Genomic DNA, 15,812 nt, shown 5'->3' on the forward strand with positions numbered 1-15,812 from the left:
GGCCGGGGCCACTTGGCCCCGGCCCGCCGGCCGTTCGTCAGAACATCCGCCCGCGCGTCACTTCTTGCGGCGGCGGCCGCCCTTGTTGGCCTTGCGGCGCTCGGCGCGGGTCAGACCGTCGGCCTCGGAGCGCGGCGGAGGAGGCGTGTCACCGTTGGTGAAGTCGCCCTCCACGACGCCGCCCTCGCCGTCCACCGTGGGGGCGGAGAAGTGCAGCCGGTCCGGCCGCTGCGGAGCCTCCAGGCCCTTCGCACGGATCTCGGGCCGCGCCGGGGGGCCTGCGGGGGCGCCCGCCGGGACCGCGTCCTGCACGGACTCGGCCGCCTCGGCCCGCGCGGCCTCGTCCTCGACCGGAACCTCCTCGACCTGCTGCTCGACCTGGACCTCCAGGTTGAACAGATAGCCGACCGACTCCTCCTTGATCCCGTCCATCATGGCCTGGAACATGTCGAAGCCCTCGCGCTGGTACTCGACCAGCGGGTCCTTCTGGGCCATCGCGCGCAGCCCGATGCCCTCCTGGAGGTAGTCCATCTCGTAGAGGTGCTCGCGCCACTTGCGGTCCAGGACCGACAGCACGACCCGCCGCTCCAGCTCACGCATGATCTCGGAGCCGAGCTGCTCCTCACGGGCCGCGTACTGCTCGTGGATGTCGTCCTTGATGGAGTCGCCGATGAACTCGGCGGTGATCCCGGCGCGGTCGCCCGCCTCGTCCTCCAGCTCCTCGACCGTCACCTTGACCGGGTAGAGCTGCTTGAACGCGCTCCACAGCCGGTCGAGGTCCCACTCCTCCGCGAAGCCCTCGACCGTCTCCGCCTGGATGTAGGCGTCGATCGTGTCGTCCATGAAGTGGCCGACCTGCTCCTGGAGATCCTCGCCCTCCAGCACCCGGCGGCGCTCGCCGTAGATGACCTCGCGCTGCCGGTTCAGCACCTCGTCGTACTTCAGAACGTTCTTACGGGTCTCGAAGTTCTGCTGCTCGACCTGGGACTGGGCGGACGCGATGGCGCGGGTGACCATCTTGTTCTCGATCGGGACGTCGTCCGGCACATTCGCCATCGCCATCACACGCTCGACCATCTGCGCCTTGAACAGCCGCATCAGGTCATCGCCGAGCGAGAGGTAGAAGCGGGACTCGCCGGGGTCACCCTGGCGGCCGGAACGGCCGCGCAGCTGGTTGTCGATCCGGCGCGACTCATGGCGCTCGGTGCCCAGCACATACAGCCCGCCGAGCTCCTTGACCTCCTCGAACTCGGCCTTGACCGCGGCCTCCGCCTTCTCCAGGGCGGCGGGCAGCGCGGCGGCCCACTCCTCGGAGTGCTCCACCGGGTCCAGACCCTGCTGGCGCAGCTCGGCCTCGGCCAGGTCGTCCGGGTTACCGCCGAGCTTGATGTCGGTACCGCGGCCCGCCATGTTGGTCGCGACGGTGACGGCGCCCTTACGGCCCGCCTGGGCGACGATGGTCGCCTCCCGGTCGTGCTGCTTGGCGTTGAGCACCTCGTGCGGCACCCCGCGCTTGGCGAGCTGCTGCGAGAGGTACTCGGACTTCTCCACGGAGGTGGTGCCGACCAGGACCGGCTGGCCCTTCTCGTGCTTCTCGGCGATGTCCTCGACGACCGCGTCGAACTTGGCCACCTCGGTGCGGTAGATGAGGTCGGACTGGTCGAGCCGGGCCACATCGCGGTGGGTCGGGATCGGCACCACGCCGAGCTTGTAGATCTGGTGGAACTCGGCGGCCTCGGTCATGGCCGTACCGGTCATTCCGGAGAGCTTGCCGTAGAGGCGGAAGAAGTTCTGGAGGGTGATCGTGGCAAGGGTCTGGTTCTCGTCCTTGATGTCCACCCCTTCCTTCGCCTCGATCGCCTGGTGCATGCCCTCGTTGTAGCGGCGGCCCGCGAGGATACGGCCGGTGTGCTCGTCAACGATCATGACTTCGCCGTCCATGACGACGTAGTCCTTGTCCTTCTTGAAGAGCTCCTTGGCCTTGATGGCGTTGTTCAGATAGCCGACCAGCGGGGTGTTGACGGACTCGTAGAGGTTGTCGATGCCCAGCCAGTCCTCGACCTTGGTGACGCCCGACTCATGGATGCCGACGGTGCGCTTCTTCTCGTCGACCTCGTAGTCGCCGGTCTCCTCCTGGCCCTTCTGCGGGTTGGCCGCCTCACCCTTGGTCAGCCGGGTGACCAGCTTGGCGAAGTCGCCGTACCACTTGGTGGCCTGGTCGGCCGGACCGGAGATGATCAGCGGCGTACGGGCCTCGTCCACCAGGATGGAGTCGACCTCGTCGACGATCGCGTAGTTGTGCCCGCGCTGCACCAGCTCGTCCTGCGACCACGCCATGTTGTCGCGCAGGTAGTCGAAGCCGAACTCGTTGTTGGTGCCGTAGGTGATGTCGCAGGCGTACTGCTCGCGGCGCTGCGCCGGGGTCATGTTGGCGAGGATGCAGCCGACCTCGAGGCCGAGGAACTTGTGCACCCGGCCCATCCACTCCGAGTCGCGCTCGGCCAGGTAGTCATTGACCGTGATCAGGTGGACGCCCTTGTCGGACAGCGCGTTCAGATACGCGGGGAGGGTGCCGACCAGGGTCTTGCCCTCACCGGTGCGCATCTCGGCGACATAGCCGAGGTGGAGCGCGGCACCGCCCATCAGCTGGACGTCGTAGTGGCGCTGGCCGAGCACCCGCTTCGCGGCCTCGCGCACCGTGGCGAAGGCCTCCGGCATCAGGTCGTCGAGGCTTTCCCCGTCCGCGTACCGCTGCTTGTACTCGTCGGTGAGGGCCCGCAGCTCGGCGTCGGAGAGGGACAGGAAGTCCTCTTCGATGGAATTGACCTGGTCCGCGATGCGGTGCAGCTTGCGCAGGATCTTTCCTTCGCCTGCACGCATGAGCTTGTTGAGAACGGACACGTAGGCTGGCTCCTTGCCGGTCGGGCCTGGCGGTCGGGTGCGCTGGCGCGGCATGTGTCGAGGGGCGCAGGCCCCGCCGCAACGGCCATCGTAAGACAGACCCCGCCACGCCGGGAGGTCCGTCACCACGAGGACCAGGTGTCACCTCACCGGTTCAACGCTCGAGACGCGCTCGAGGTGCCCCGATTCGCCAAAACCGCTCGCGGTGAGTGACGGGAGGAACGCAGACTCGGCCGGATGGAGCCTGTCACCCTCACCACCGAACGCCTCCTGCTGCGCCCGTTCCGCGCTTCCGACGCGGACGCGGTCCACGCCGCATGTCAGGACCCTGACATCCAGCGCTGGACCCTGGTGCCCTCCCCTTACGAGCGCGGGGACGCGGAGGACTTCACCGGGCGGACCTCCCCCGAGAACTGGCGGGGCGATACCGCGTACGACTTCGCGGTGCTCACCAAGAGTGACGGTGCTCTGGTGGGGGCGATGGGGCTGGTCCGGCTGGAACGGCTGTACGGCCCGGACCACCAGGCCGAGCTGGGCTACTGGACGGTCCGCGAGCACCGGCGGCGCGGCTACACCGGCGAGGCCGCGCGGGCGGTGATCGCGTGGGCGTTCACCGCGCTGGGGGTCGAGCGACTGGAGTGGTGCGCCGAGGCGGGGAACGAGGGCTCGCGCGCGGTCGCGCTCGCGGTGGGGTTCCGGATGGAGGGGACGGACCGGGCGCGGATCGTGCACCGGGGGACGCGGCGGGACGCCTGGCGGGGCGCGCTGCTGCCCTCGGACTGGCGGCTGCCGTCGGCCACGCCCTATCTGCCCCGCCTCCCGGCGCCCGGTCTCCCTGCGCGGACGTCGGGAGGCGGGGCGGGAGAGTCCTCGGACGAGCCGTCGCCCGTCTGAGACGGGCCTTGTCGGGGGCGTTGTCAGTGGGGGCCGCTACCGTGACGCGCATGACGACTTCCGCGCCCGGGTCCGGAGCGGACCGCAAGCCCGAGACCGCCCTGTCCGCCGACGAGGCACGCCGTATCGCGCTGCGCGCCCAAGGGCTGCTGGGCGCCCCGGACCGGCGCGGCGCAGTGCGGGGCGTGCTGCGCCACCTGGGCGCCGTACAGCTGGACACGATCTCGGTGCTGGCCCGCTCGCATGAGCTGATCCCCTACGCGCGGCTGGGCCCGGTCGGCCGCCCGGCGGTCGACTCGGCCTACTGGTCCGGCGCCCATGCCTTCGAATACTGGTCGCATGCCGCCTGTGTGCTGCCAATCGAGGAGTGGCCGCATTTCGCGTTCCGCCGCCGCGCCTACCGCACCCGCCCGCACTGGGGCCATGAACTGCCGGACGGGGCATACGGGACGGTGGTCGAGCGGCTGCGCGCGGAGGGCCCGCTGACCGCGACCGAGCTGGGCGGCGCCAAGAACGGCGGCCCGTGGTGGGACTGGTCGGCCGCCAAGGTCGCCGTGGAGCGGGCGCTGATGTTCGGCGAGGTGGTGTGCGTCGAGCGGCGCGGCTGGAAGCGGGTGTACGACCTGGCCGAGCGGGCGGTGCCGGACGCCCTGCTCCATGACGAGCTGGACGATATGGAGTGTCTGCGGCGGCTGGTCCGGCTGGCCGGGCGGTCCCTGGGCGTGGGCACGCGCGCGGATATCGCCGACTACCACCGGCTCAAGGGCGAGCAGGTGGACGCGGTGATCGCGGACTCCGGACTGGTGCCGGTGGAGGTGGCGGGCTGGGAGAAGGCGGCCTGGGCCGATCCCGAGGCGCTGGCGACCACACCGCGCGGACGGCACCGCACCACCTTGCTGTCGCCCTTCGACTCGCTCATATGGGACCGGGCGCGGACCGAGCGGATCTTCGGCTTCACCCATCGGCTGGAGGCGTATGTGCCCAAGCCCCGGCGGATCCACGGCTATTTCGCCATGCCGCTGCTGTCGGGCGGGCGGCTGCTGGGCCGGGTGGACCCGGCGCGCGAGGGCCGGACGCTGGTGGCCCGGCAGGTGTCGCTGGAGTCGGCCAAGGCGGTGGCCCCGATGGCGGAGGCGCTGCGGGAGGCGGCCGGATGGGTGGGCTGCGACACGGTGCGGATCGAGCGCGTCGACCGCCCGGAGCTGGCCGCGCCCCTCACGGCGGCGGTCGGCTGACCGCCCCGCCCGGGGCGGTCCGGCTCACCGGATCTCGAGGATCTTCTCCCGCATCGCGTAGACCACGGCCTCCATCCTGGAGTGCAGCTGCAACTTCTCCAGAATGTTGCGGACGTGGTTCTTCACGGTGTTCTCGCTGATGAACAGCTCCTTGGCGATATCCCGGTTGTTCATCCCGGTGGCCACCAGCTTGAGCACCTCCAGCTCACGGTCGGTGAGCCGGGGCGCGGGCACCAGCCGCCGCTCATCGGTGCGCTGGATCATCGACTTGAACTCGGTCAGCAGCTTGGCCGCCATGGACGGGCTGATCTGCGACTGGCCGTCGGCGACCGCCCGGATCGCGGTGGAGACCTCGTCGGTGGAGATCTCCTTGAGCAGATAGCCGGTGGCACCCGCCTTGATCGCGTCGTAGAGGTCGGCTTCCTCATCGCTGATCGTCAGCATGATGATTTTGGCGCTGGGCGCCACCTCCTTGATCGAGGTGCATGCCTCGATCCCGCCCCGCTTGGGCATCCGCACGTCCATCAGGACGATATCGGGCAGCAGATCGGCCGCCTTGTCCACGGCCTCGGCGCCGTCCCCGGCCTCTCCGACGACCTGGATGTCCTCCTCCTGGGCGAGGACAATCTCCAACCCACGCCGGAACAGGGCGTGGTCGTCCACTACGAGGACCCGAATCGGCTCCTTGCGCGGCTCGCCGCGCGACTCGTCCCTGTCCGACGCGATGCCATGATCATCGCCGTCGCCGGAGACGGGCCCGAAGCTGTCCGCCATCGTTCCTCCCCCTGAAGGCCATGGCCCTTGCGGTCTGCACTCTGCGGTGCTCGGTGCGATACGGCACCAACCAGTCCTCTCGTCACGCCGGTTGGCCGTTTGAGGGGCCATGATTTCATGCCCGGGCGGCGGAATGGTCCCGCCGTGGTCGCACGGAGAAGCCCCGGGGGGCGCATTGGCGCTCCGGGGCATCACATCGTCCACCCCCGTATGCGTCTGTGGCTGAATCCGTGGCGTGTGCACAGCCATCAGTACGTGAGAACTGGGCCGTTGCACTCAATTCCGCCGGTCCCGCGTGGTCGACATGCGCGCGGCCATCGGTCGTGCAGGATCGCGCGGCGCCCGCCGCGCGATCCCACTCGCTTATCCCTTCACTCCCGGCCGGTCAGCTCAGATCAGGCCGGGTCAGCTCACGCCGGGCCGGTCAGCCGCCGAGGGCTCCACCGGCCCCGCCGGGCTCCTCGCCGACGAACGCCTCCGGCTGAAGATGAATCACCCCGTAGTCATAGCCGTGCCGCCGATAGACGACGCTGGGCCGGTTGGTGTCGGAGTCGACGAACAGATAGAAATCGTGCCCGACCAGCTCCATCTCATAGAGAGCCTGGTCAAGCGTCATCGGGGCGGCGGCGTGGGTCTTCTCCCGGACCACCAGCGGGCCTTCGCCCTGCACTTCGAGGGGGCCCATCCGGGTGGTGGGGACGGTGTCCACGGCCGTGCGCTGGGCGGCGATCTCGCCATGCCCATTGATACGCGCCGCGTTGGGGACGGTCACAGCCACATCGCTGGCCGGGATGCGACCGTTGCCACGGCGGGTGTGGCGCTTGTCGTGCTGCTTGCGCATCCGTGCTTCCAGCTTGCCGGCCGCCAGGTCCAGCGCCGCGTACGGATCGGCTGCCGCGGCCTCTGCCCGGATCACCGGACCACGGGAGCGCAGGGTGATCTCCACTCGGTCCGAGCGGTCGGCCTGCCGCGGGTTGTGCTCTTTGGACACCTCGACGTCGAGGCTGATCACCTTGCCGTCGAGCTTCTGGATCTTGTCCAGCTTCAGCTTCTCGGCCACGTGCTTCCGGAACCGCTCGGGCACCTCTGTTTTCCGGCCCTTGACGACGATGTCCACGCAGAACTCCGTTCCCGGGTGACTCCGGACGCAGCCGGAGCTTCATCCCTTGTGCACTAGGCTCCGGCGTCTTCCGGAGCCACCGACTTGGCGGTTTCGACTCCTCCTTCCCACGGGGAAGAACTCCACCCCACTTGATGCACGGCTCACGTGAATGCAGGCAAAACACGCCAAGCGGATTTGTGAGTCATAGCACTAGCCATTCCTCACAACCGAACATAGCTCGCCCGGACGGATGTCGGCACCCCCTACCGGCACGTACCTCCGAACAGGTGCTTTGCTGTCCTCACCACCTGCAACGATGCGGCTTCGTATTCAGTTCCGGTTGCTGCAATCGGGGGGTGCGGCGACTACCGCCGCACCGACGACCAGGCCATCTGCCGCTGACACCGCCCGCGCCGCCTCGGCGAGCGAGGCACCGGTGGTCATCAGGTCGTCCACCAGCACGGCCGGGCCCGTGGACAGCAGCCGCCCACCGCCGGGGACCACCCCCAGCGCACCCGACACATTCACCAGCCGCTGCCGCGCGCCAAGCCCCGACTGATCGCGTACCCTGCGCCGCTGCCGCAGCACCGAGGGGACCCGCACCGAATACCCCGCAGCGCGCAGCACACCCGCCGCGGCGAGCGCGATCCTTCGCGCCGGGTCATGGCCCCGGGCTCCCACCGCACGCCGCGCCGACGGCACCGGCACCAGCAGCAGCGGCCCCTCGGACCCCGGTCCGGTCCGCGCCGGTCTGCTCGACACCGGTCTCGCCCGCACCGGTCTGGCCCGCGCCGGTCCGGTCGACACCGGTCCGGTCCGCGCCCGGCCGCCCGGAAGGGGTCTTCCGGCCCGGGAGCACACCGCCCGCACAGTGCCCGCCAGCGCCTCTCCCAGCGGCCCCGCCAGCCGCAGCGCGCCACGCTCCTTGTGCGCCAGCAGCACCGCGCGCACCTCGTCCACGTATGCGGCGGCCGCATGGACCACCGGCAGCCCCGGCGGCACCGGGCTCGGCTCCACCCGCCACGGCCCGGATCCCCACAGCAGCCCCCCACATCGGTCACACAGAGTGCCGCCCGGCCGACCGCATCCCGCGCAGTCCGCCGGCAGCACCAGGTCGGTCATCTCCTGCCACCAGCCCCGCATGAGTCCACTGTCCCGGCGGCCGGGCCGGTGCGCCACCCCCTGTGGATATCGGCGCACATGTGGACAACCGGCAGGCCCCGCCCCGGGCCCGGGAAGTCCTACCCCGGGTAGACCGGAGCCGTACCGTCCTCGTCGACCGTCGTCCAGTCGGTGTTCGGCAGCAGCCGTACGATGCCGTTCTCCCTGGTCTGGGCGATGAGCGGACGCGTCTGGTCCTCGGAGGCGGTGATCGCCTCCACCCCGTTCGGACCCGGCACCTCCGGAACGTCCGCCGGGGAGCCGTCCGTCTCCACGTACTTGAGCTGCTGCACACCGCCCGGCTCCCGGCCCGCGACCACAAGACGGCTGTCACCCGCCCAGGAGACCGTGTCGACGTTCTCCAGCTTGGGCGCCACCGTGTGCACGCCCACCACCGACAGCTTCGGCTCGTCCGCGGTGCCCTTCCGCTCGATCCGGCCCAGCCGCAGCGTGGTGTGACCGGAGTGCTTGACCAGCATGGCGATCCGGGTGCCGTCCGCGGAGACCCGTAGCGCCGTGATCCGGCCACCGCCCAGCTTCGGCAGCCGCACCTCGTCCGCCGGACCGGTGCCCCCGCGCAGCCGCAGCAGCCTCGGCCGCTCCGGATCCCGGTCGGCCACCCACAGCCCGCCCAGACCGTCCCAGCTCGGCGCCGTCAGCCCATGCTCGGAGCTGCCGCCCTGGCTGTGCAGCCGGGCCCGGCCGCGCTCGGCACCGGACGCCAGCTCCGTGACATACAGCGACCGGCCGTCCGATGTGACCCCCGCGGCGTCCCGCTCGTCGCGCGAGACCGCCACCGCGCCGAGCCCCGCGCCATCGGCGCCGAACGGGCCCTGCACCGGCCGTGACCGGTCCTCCTCATCGGACAGCCGCACCATCCGGTGCTCGGAGTCCACGAAGTACTGATGGTGGGGCTGGCCGTTGACCCGGTCCGGCGCATAGGCGCGCGCCGCGTCGCTCGACAGCGAGCAGAGCTCCGAACCGTTCATCCGCTCCAGCTTCACCGTGCTGACCTCGGACGATCCCTCGCTCAGATTCTGGACCGTGAACAGCGTCTGGGCCGCCATCCGCACACAGCGGCTCCGGCTGATATTCGCCGCCCGGTCGTTCAACCGGACCTTCAGCGTGTTCGAGTCGTCCAGCGACAGCTTCTCGCCCCGCCGCCCAAGAGCCGTACCGGTCGGGAAGGAGGTGCTGACCACCGGATCCAGCCAGCCGGTCGGACCGTCCAGCAGCGCCTTCACCGTCGAGGTCACCGGATCGATACGCCGCCGCAGATAGACCGGATCGGCCACCAGCACATGGTCCCCCACCCGCGAGCCCTCGGCGTCCGGCCCCAGATCGGCGAAGTAGTACTTGTTGACCGAACGGTAGATGCGCTCGAAGTCGGACTCGCCGAGCACCAGCCCCGGCGGCGCCCCGTCGATCCGCCACTCCGAACCGCGCAGCCTCAGATGGATGCGCTCCTCGTAACGCGCCTCGTCCGGCTTATAGGCGTGCGCGGCGTCCACACTGGCGATCCGCTTGCCCGACAGCACCACTGTCTTTCCGCTGCCGTCCCGGTCACCCGGGTCGGTCTCCACCCGTACGTCCGGCGCCTCCTCCAGCACCGTGGTGCGCGCGAACGGGTCCCACCTCTTGGCCGCGCCCTTGGTGAGGTACTCCTTCGCCGTGGCGAAGTTCTCCTCGTCGCTCGTGGTGGCCTCCAGGAAGCCGGAGACCAGCTCGGCGGGCTGCTCGCCCTTGCCCGGGCTCACCCCGTAGACCCGGACCTGCGAATCGACGTCGGAGCGCGGGGAGGAGTCGACCCGCCGCACATCCCCGCTGTCCGGCATGGAGGCACAGCCGGTCAGCAACAGCGCCCCGCAGGAGAGCAGGGTGGCCGTGCTCAGGTTCCAGCGGCGACGGAAGAGATGGCGGTCGGCACGGTCAGCGCCCACGAGGGCGGCCCTCCCCTTCGTTCTGTGTCGTCGGCCGGCCGGCCGACGAGCCCTGCGACGCCTCCTGCGCACCACGCACCACCCGTGCGCCGCTCCCCGGCAGCGCCGTCGGGTCGGCGGACGGCGCCGGGGCCTCCGCCGGCGGCAGCGGCAGCTCACCGGAGGGCAGCCCGGTGCGCGGCTGGGCGGGCACCGACGCCAGCCGCTCCGCCGCCGGCCTCGCCGGAGCCGCATCGTCCGGACGACGGTTGCGCCGGGAGTCCTCGGGCTCCAGCGGGATCGGGGAGCCACGCAGCGTATCGCTGGTGGTACGCGGCAGCGTCAGCCGGAACTGTGAGCCTCCGCCCGGCTCGCCCCACGCCTGGAGCCAGCCGGCGTGCAGTCGGGCGTCCTCCACCGCGATCGACAGCCCCAGACCGGTGCCGCCAGTGGTACGGGCCCGGGCCGGGTCGGCCCGCCAGAAGCGGTTGAACACCCGCGTCGCCTCGCCGGGCTTGAGCCCGACGCCGTAGTCACGCACCGCGACGGCCACCGCGCCGCCCGCCGTCGCGAGCCGCACCACCACATCCCGGCCCTCGCCGTGCTCCACGGCGTTGACCACCAGGTTCCGCAGCACCCGCTCGACCCGGCGGGCGTCCGCCTCGGCGACCACCGGCGCCTCGGCACCGCGCACCACGATCCGGGTGCCCTTGGCCTCGGCGAGCGGCTCGGCCCCGTCGACCACCCGGTGCACCACATCGCGCAGATCGATCGGCTCGGCCTCCAGGGCCGCCGCGCCCGCGTCGAACCGGCTGATCTCCAGCAGATCGGCGAGCAGCGACTCAAAGCGGTCCAGCTGGCCGCGCAGCAGCTCCGCCGAGCGCGCGGTCGCCGGATCGAAGTCCTCACGCGCCTCATGGATCACATCAGCGGCCATCCGCACCGTGGTCAGCGGGGTGCGCAGCTCATGGGAGACATCCGAGACAAAGCGGCGCTGCATCCGGGACAGCTCCTCCAGCTGCTGGATCTTGAGCTGGAGGTTCTGCGCCATCTTGTTGAAGGACTCACCGAGGCGGGCGATGTCGTCCTCGCCGGTGACCTTCATCCGCTCCTGGAGCAGCCCGGCCGCCAGCCGCTCGGAGATCCCGGCGGCCATCCGCACCGGTGTGACCACCTGCCGGACCACCACCCAGGCGATCGCGCCGAGCAGCACGACCACGAACACCCCGGCCGTGGCCAGCGTGCCCTTCACCAGGCTGAGCGACTTCTCCTCCTGGGTGAACGGGAAGAGGTAGTACAGCTGGTACGCGTCACCGTGGTTGTCGTCCAGCCGCTTGCCGATGATCAGCGCGGGCTCGGCCTCGCCCGACGCGGCGTGCACGATCTTCCCGTACTGCTCGTACGGCGTCGTCCCCTCGTCCACTTCGCCGCGCAGATCGGCGGGGACGCTGTCCGGCCTGACATCGCCGGAGGCACGCGGACCGCGGCTGGCCACATACGGCGTCTCACCCGAGTCCGAACTGAGCGCCACCACCGAGTACGCGCCCTTGCCACCACTGGCCAGCTGCTCCACCAGTGCGTTCAGCCAGGCACCGGAGTCCTGGGAACCCCTGCCGGACGCCCCGGCGCTGTCCTGGCCCCGGGTGTCACTGGTGCGGTCGGCCATCTGCTCGGCCACTTCGAACCCACCGGCGGCCTGGCCCTGCGCGGCATGGCGCTTGGCGTCCAGCAGACCGTTGCGCACCTGGCCGATGACCACCAGGCCCAGCAGGATCACCACGCCCAGGGACATCAGCAGCGTGGTGGCGACCACACGCAGCTGGATGTTCCGCCGCCACAGCCGGGCGGCGGGGAGCAGCGGACGGTGCACCCACCGTCCGAACAGCCGGATCAACGGGTGGGCCGGCCCACCGGACGCCCCATCGGGCAGCAGATGCCCGCCGCTCCACAACCTTCGGAGCAGCGGTATCTCACCCGCCGGGTCAGGACGCCCCTCACGGGCGCCCTCCGGAACCCCGCCCCCCGGTCCACCGGACTGCGGAGCCGTACCACCACGCGACATCTCAGCTGGGCCCGGCCTTGTATCCGACACCGCGCACGGTCACAACGATCTCGGGCCGCTCCGGATCCTTCTCGACCTTCGACCGCAGCCGCTGCACATGCACATTCACCAGCCGGGTATCGGCGGCATGCCGATAGCCCCACACCTGCTCCAACAGCACCTCACGGGTGAACACCTGCCACGGCTTACGGGCCAGGGCCACCAGCAGATCGAATTCCAGCGGTGTCAGCGCTATCGACTGGCCGTCGCGCTTCACCGAGTGCCCGGCCACATCGATCACCAGATCGCCGATGGCCAGCTGCTCGGGCGCCGGCTCCTCGGAGCGCCGCAGCCGCGCCCGGATCCGGGCCACCAGCTCCTTCGGCTTGAACGGCTTGACGATGTAGTCATCGGCGCCGGACTCCAGCCCGACCACCACATCGACGGTGTCGCTCTTGGCCGTGAGCATGACGATCGGCACCCCGGACTCAGCCCGGATCAGCCGACACACCTCGATGCCGTCCCGACCGGGCAGCATGAGATCAAGCAGCACCAGGTCAGGCTTGGCCTCGCGGAAGGCGGCTAGAGCCTTGTCGCCGTCCGACACAAACGACGGTTCAAAGCCTTCGCCGCGCAGCACGATGCCAAGCATCTCTGCCAGTGCGGTGTCGTCGTCGACGACAAGGACGCGTCCCTTCATATCGACATCATCCCATTACCCGATCGTGACCTGGCGCACAGCTCTGCGATTCCGCCCCCGGTGACCGGTGAGACGACGCCACCCTCGGTGACGATCGCGGTCACCAACTCGGGTGGTGTGACGTCAAAAGCCGGATTGTGGGCCTGTGTACCGAGGGGTGCGACCGGCACTCCGGTGCCCGCCTCGGACCCGGCGCCCGGAACATGTGGAATTGTGATGTCTGTCACCTCGTAGCCAGGGCGCTGCTCGACCTCGATCGCGGCGCCGTCAGGAGTGTCCAGGTCAACGGTGGTGGTCGGGGCCACCACCACAAAAGGCACATGGTGGTAGCGGGCCAGGACCGCCAGCGGATAGCTGCCCACCTTGTTGGCCACCGAGCCGTCCGCCGCGATCCGGTCCGCGCCGATCACCACCGCGTCCACCTCGCCCGCCGAGAACAGCGAACCCGCCGCGCTATCGCTGAGCAGCGTGTACGCCATGCCCGCCCGGGCCGCCTCGTACGCCGTCAACCGGGCCCCCTGCAACAGCGGCCGGGTCTCGTCCACCCACAGCCGCCGCAGCTGACCGGACCGATGCACCGCCTTGACCACGCCCAGGGCGGTCCCCTCGCCCCCGGAGACCAATGAACCGGAGTTGCAGTGGGTGAGGATCCGGAAGCCACCGGCGGGCAGCAGCTCATGCAGCAGCGCCTGGCCGTGCTGCGCCATCCGCTGACTGGCCTCGGCGTCCTCCCGGTGCAGCGCACGGGCCTCCGCCAGGGCGGCCGCGGCCGCCCGCTCGCCATCCGCGCCGCTCCGGACCGCCGCGTCATAAGCGGCCGCGGCCCGGCGGACGCCGTATCCGAGGTTGACCGCGGTGGGCCGGGCATGAGCCAGGGATACGGCGGCCTCGTCCACATCGAAACCGCGCGCGGCCGCCAGCGCGATCCCATAGGCACCCGCGATCCCCAGCAGTGGAGCGCCGCGTACGGCGAGTGACCGGATCGCCTCCACCAGGGCCGGAACATCGGCACAGACCAGATCCACCTCCTCGGCGGGAAGCCTCGTCTGGTCCAGGAGCACCAGAACGGGCCCCTCCGGGGGTTCATCCCAGCGCAGTGCGAAAGCGACGGGAGAAGCAGAGCCTTCCGGGGATACCGGATGCTGATCAGCCATCCGCCCAGTCTGCCCTGTGCGGCACCGACTAATGAAGTGCTGAGCCACCCACAGCGGCCGGTCCGCGCCGTGACACACCGTGGCACGATGGCTGGCAACCGCCCGCCGCCGCACCCGCGAACGGCCGACGAACAACTTACGGAGCGACGATGAACGACTCTCCGGGCCGGATCCCGCCCGGATCGTCCCCTTCCGACGAGCCGGACGACGGCACTCGGCAGCAGGGCGAACCGTCCGACCGGCCGGTGCCGGAGCAGCCGGGACCCGAGCAGCCCGTCTGGGGCGCCGGATGGTCCCGGCGACAGCCGCCCGCCGGACGCTGGCCCGCCTCCAGCGGCGGCACCCCCACACCGCCGCCACCGACCCCGCCAGGACGGCCCCAGGGCGGAGGCTGGGGCCCCCCGCCCCAGGGCGGAGGATGGCCCAACAACGGATGGCGGACGCCGCCACCGACCCCACGCCCCGGGGTGATCCCCCTGCGCCCGCTGGGAGTCGCCGAGATCCTCGACGGTGCCATCGCCACCATGCGCGCCCACTGGCGCACAGTGCTCGGCATCTCGCTCGCGGTCGCGATCCTCACTCAAGGGCTGGTCACCGCCGCCACCGGACTCTGGTTCCGCAACGCCTCCACCAGCACCGATGTGCTCAAGGACCCGGACGCGACGCTGAGTGAGGCCATGCGCGCGGTCGGCAGCGCCATGGGGGACAGCGCGGTCACCCTGCTGATCGGCGTGCTCGGCACGATCCTGACCACGGCCCTGCTGACCGTGGTCACCGCACGGGCCGTGATGGGCCGCTCGGTGTCCACCGGAGAGGCCTGGGGCGGCGCCCGGCCCCATCTCCTTCAGCTCTGCGGTCTGCTCTTCCTGATCCCCCTCATCGCCGCGGGCGTGATGGCCGCGGGCATGGCCCCGGGGGTGCTGCTCACCCTCGCGGGAGTGGAGAGCGAGGGCGCGGCCCTCGCCGCACTCGGCGGGCTCGCGGGAGCGGGCGTCGCCACCTGGCTCTGGGTACGCCTCAGCCTGGCCGCCCCCGCGCTGATGCTGGAAAAGCAGGGGATCATCGCGGCCCTGCGCCGCTCCGCCAAGCTGGTGCGCGGTGCGTGGTGGCGCGTCTTCGGCGTCCAGCTCCTGGCGATCGTTCTGATCTTCATCGTCGGCGCCATCGTCGAGATCCCGACCAGCATGGCCGCCATGGTGATCGGTGGGGACAACGCGATGGACTGGCTGTCCGGCGAGGCCGTCTCCGTCGGCTGGACCTTCCTGATCGTCGTCGGAATCGGCGGGGTGATCAGCTCGACCTTCACCTTCCCGATCAGCGCCGGTGTGACCGCCCTTCTCTACATGGACCAGCGCATCCGGCGCGAGGCACTCGACGTCGAGCTCGCCCGTGCCGCCGGTGTCCCCGGCTACGAGACAAAGAGTCAGGACACCGGCCAGAACGCCGGTCTGACGCCCTGAAAGACGGCGCGAACGCTCCACACAGGACGGTGGAGGGGGCAACGGCTGAAGCGATGTCATCGCGTCATGCGCGGTGTGATGCGTTGTCATCGTGAGCCTGCCCCCTCCTCCGTCCGGTCCGGCTTCCCTCCGGCCCGCTGGACTCGCTCCCCTGCGGCTCCTACTGGCCGACCGACCGGACCCGCTGACGACTGGTCAACGGGCCCCCCTTGCAATCCACTCTGAGCGGCCCGACCCTCGCCACGCCAGAGCACACATCCCTTTTCACCCGATCCGGTGGAACACCCGATCCAGTGGAACCTGAATGTGCGGCACCGGTTCTGAACGCAAAAATGCCTCGGTCCCGGACATTGAATGTCCGGGACCGAGGCTAAAAATTGTTCGGCGGCGTCCTACTCTCCCACAGGGTCCCCCCTGCAGTACCATCGGCGCTGAAAGGCTTAGCTTCCGGGTTCGAAATGTAACCGGGCG

General features: G+C 70.4%; 11 protein-coding genes and 1 rRNA gene. 3 read left to right on the forward strand and 9 right to left on the reverse strand.

The features are described 5' to 3' along the window. Positions 1-57: 57 nt before the first annotated feature. Positions 58-2,901, reverse strand: a complete 2,844-nt coding sequence (secA, locus tag AB0C66_RS28075) for a preprotein translocase subunit SecA (RefSeq protein WP_362444358.1) — start codon at positions 2,899-2,901, stop codon at positions 58-60. A 237-nt stretch (positions 2,902-3,138) separates the two neighbouring features. Between secA and AB0C66_RS28080 the strand changes: the two genes are divergently transcribed. After that, entirely contained in the window at positions 3,139-3,795 is a 657-nt protein-coding gene (locus tag AB0C66_RS28080; RefSeq protein WP_362444360.1) for a GNAT family N-acetyltransferase, read from the forward strand. Between the two features lie 50 nt (positions 3,796-3,845). Continuing rightward, the gene (locus AB0C66_RS28085; protein ID WP_362444363.1) at positions 3,846-5,030 is read left to right on the forward strand and encodes a crosslink repair DNA glycosylase YcaQ family protein; all 1,185 of its coding nucleotides are present in this window, start codon (positions 3,846-3,848) and stop codon (positions 5,028-5,030) included. Positions 5,031-5,054: 24 nt separating this feature from the next. On the opposite strand, the gene AB0C66_RS28090 is transcribed toward AB0C66_RS28085, so the two are convergent. The 7 genes from AB0C66_RS28090 to mtnA all read right to left on the reverse strand — a co-directional run bounded on the left by AB0C66_RS28090 (position 5,055) and on the right by mtnA (position 13,881). Further along, positions 5,055-5,804 (reverse strand): response regulator transcription factor, encoded by a 750-nt coding sequence (locus tag AB0C66_RS28090; protein WP_362444366.1) that lies wholly within the window; start codon positions 5,802-5,804, stop codon positions 5,055-5,057. Between the two features lie 424 nt (positions 5,805-6,228). Further along, positions 6,229-6,921, reverse strand: coding sequence for a ribosome-associated translation inhibitor RaiA (gene raiA, locus AB0C66_RS28095; RefSeq protein WP_362444369.1), 693 nt, complete (start codon positions 6,919-6,921; stop codon positions 6,229-6,231). Between the two features lie 315 nt (positions 6,922-7,236). Then, entirely contained in the window at positions 7,237-8,049 is an 813-nt protein-coding gene (locus AB0C66_RS28100; protein ID WP_362444372.1) for a ComF family protein, read from the reverse strand. 98 nt (positions 8,050-8,147) lie between these two features. Then, positions 8,148-10,007 (reverse strand): LpqB family beta-propeller domain-containing protein, encoded by a 1,860-nt coding sequence (locus AB0C66_RS28105; RefSeq protein ID WP_362444375.1) that lies wholly within the window; start codon positions 10,005-10,007, stop codon positions 8,148-8,150. Further along, positions 9,997-12,048: an MtrAB system histidine kinase MtrB gene (mtrB, locus tag AB0C66_RS28110; RefSeq protein WP_362444378.1), complete on the reverse strand. Its 2,052-nt coding sequence runs from the start codon at positions 12,046-12,048 to the stop codon at positions 9,997-9,999. The genes AB0C66_RS28105 and mtrB overlap by 11 nt, the downstream gene beginning before the upstream one ends. A 1-nt stretch (position 12,049) precedes the next feature. Beyond that, the gene (mtrA, locus tag AB0C66_RS28115) at positions 12,050-12,727 is read right to left on the reverse strand and encodes a two-component system response regulator MtrA (RefSeq protein ID WP_030250475.1); all 678 of its coding nucleotides are present in this window, start codon (positions 12,725-12,727) and stop codon (positions 12,050-12,052) included. Continuing rightward, positions 12,724-13,881, reverse strand: a complete 1,158-nt coding sequence (gene mtnA / locus AB0C66_RS28120; RefSeq protein ID WP_362444382.1) for an S-methyl-5-thioribose-1-phosphate isomerase — start codon at positions 13,879-13,881, stop codon at positions 12,724-12,726. Before mtnA ends, mtrA begins: the two co-directional genes overlap by 4 nt. A 149-nt stretch (positions 13,882-14,030) precedes the next feature. Here mtnA and AB0C66_RS28125 point away from each other — a divergent pair, with 149 nt between their 5' ends. Next, on the forward strand, positions 14,031-15,341 hold the full coding sequence (locus tag AB0C66_RS28125) for a hypothetical protein (RefSeq protein WP_362444385.1): 1,311 nt from the start codon (positions 14,031-14,033) through the stop codon (positions 15,339-15,341). A gap of 379 nt (positions 15,342-15,720) precedes the next feature. On the opposite strand, the gene rrf is transcribed toward AB0C66_RS28125, so the two are convergent. Then, a 5S ribosomal RNA gene (gene rrf / locus AB0C66_RS28130) occupies positions 15,721-15,812 on the reverse strand; the annotation flags it as partial.

Origin of the sequence: Streptomyces sp. NPDC048636 (genome assembly GCF_040650655.1) — a bacterium.
GTDB lineage: Bacteria > Actinomycetota > Actinomycetes > Streptomycetales > Streptomycetaceae > Streptomyces.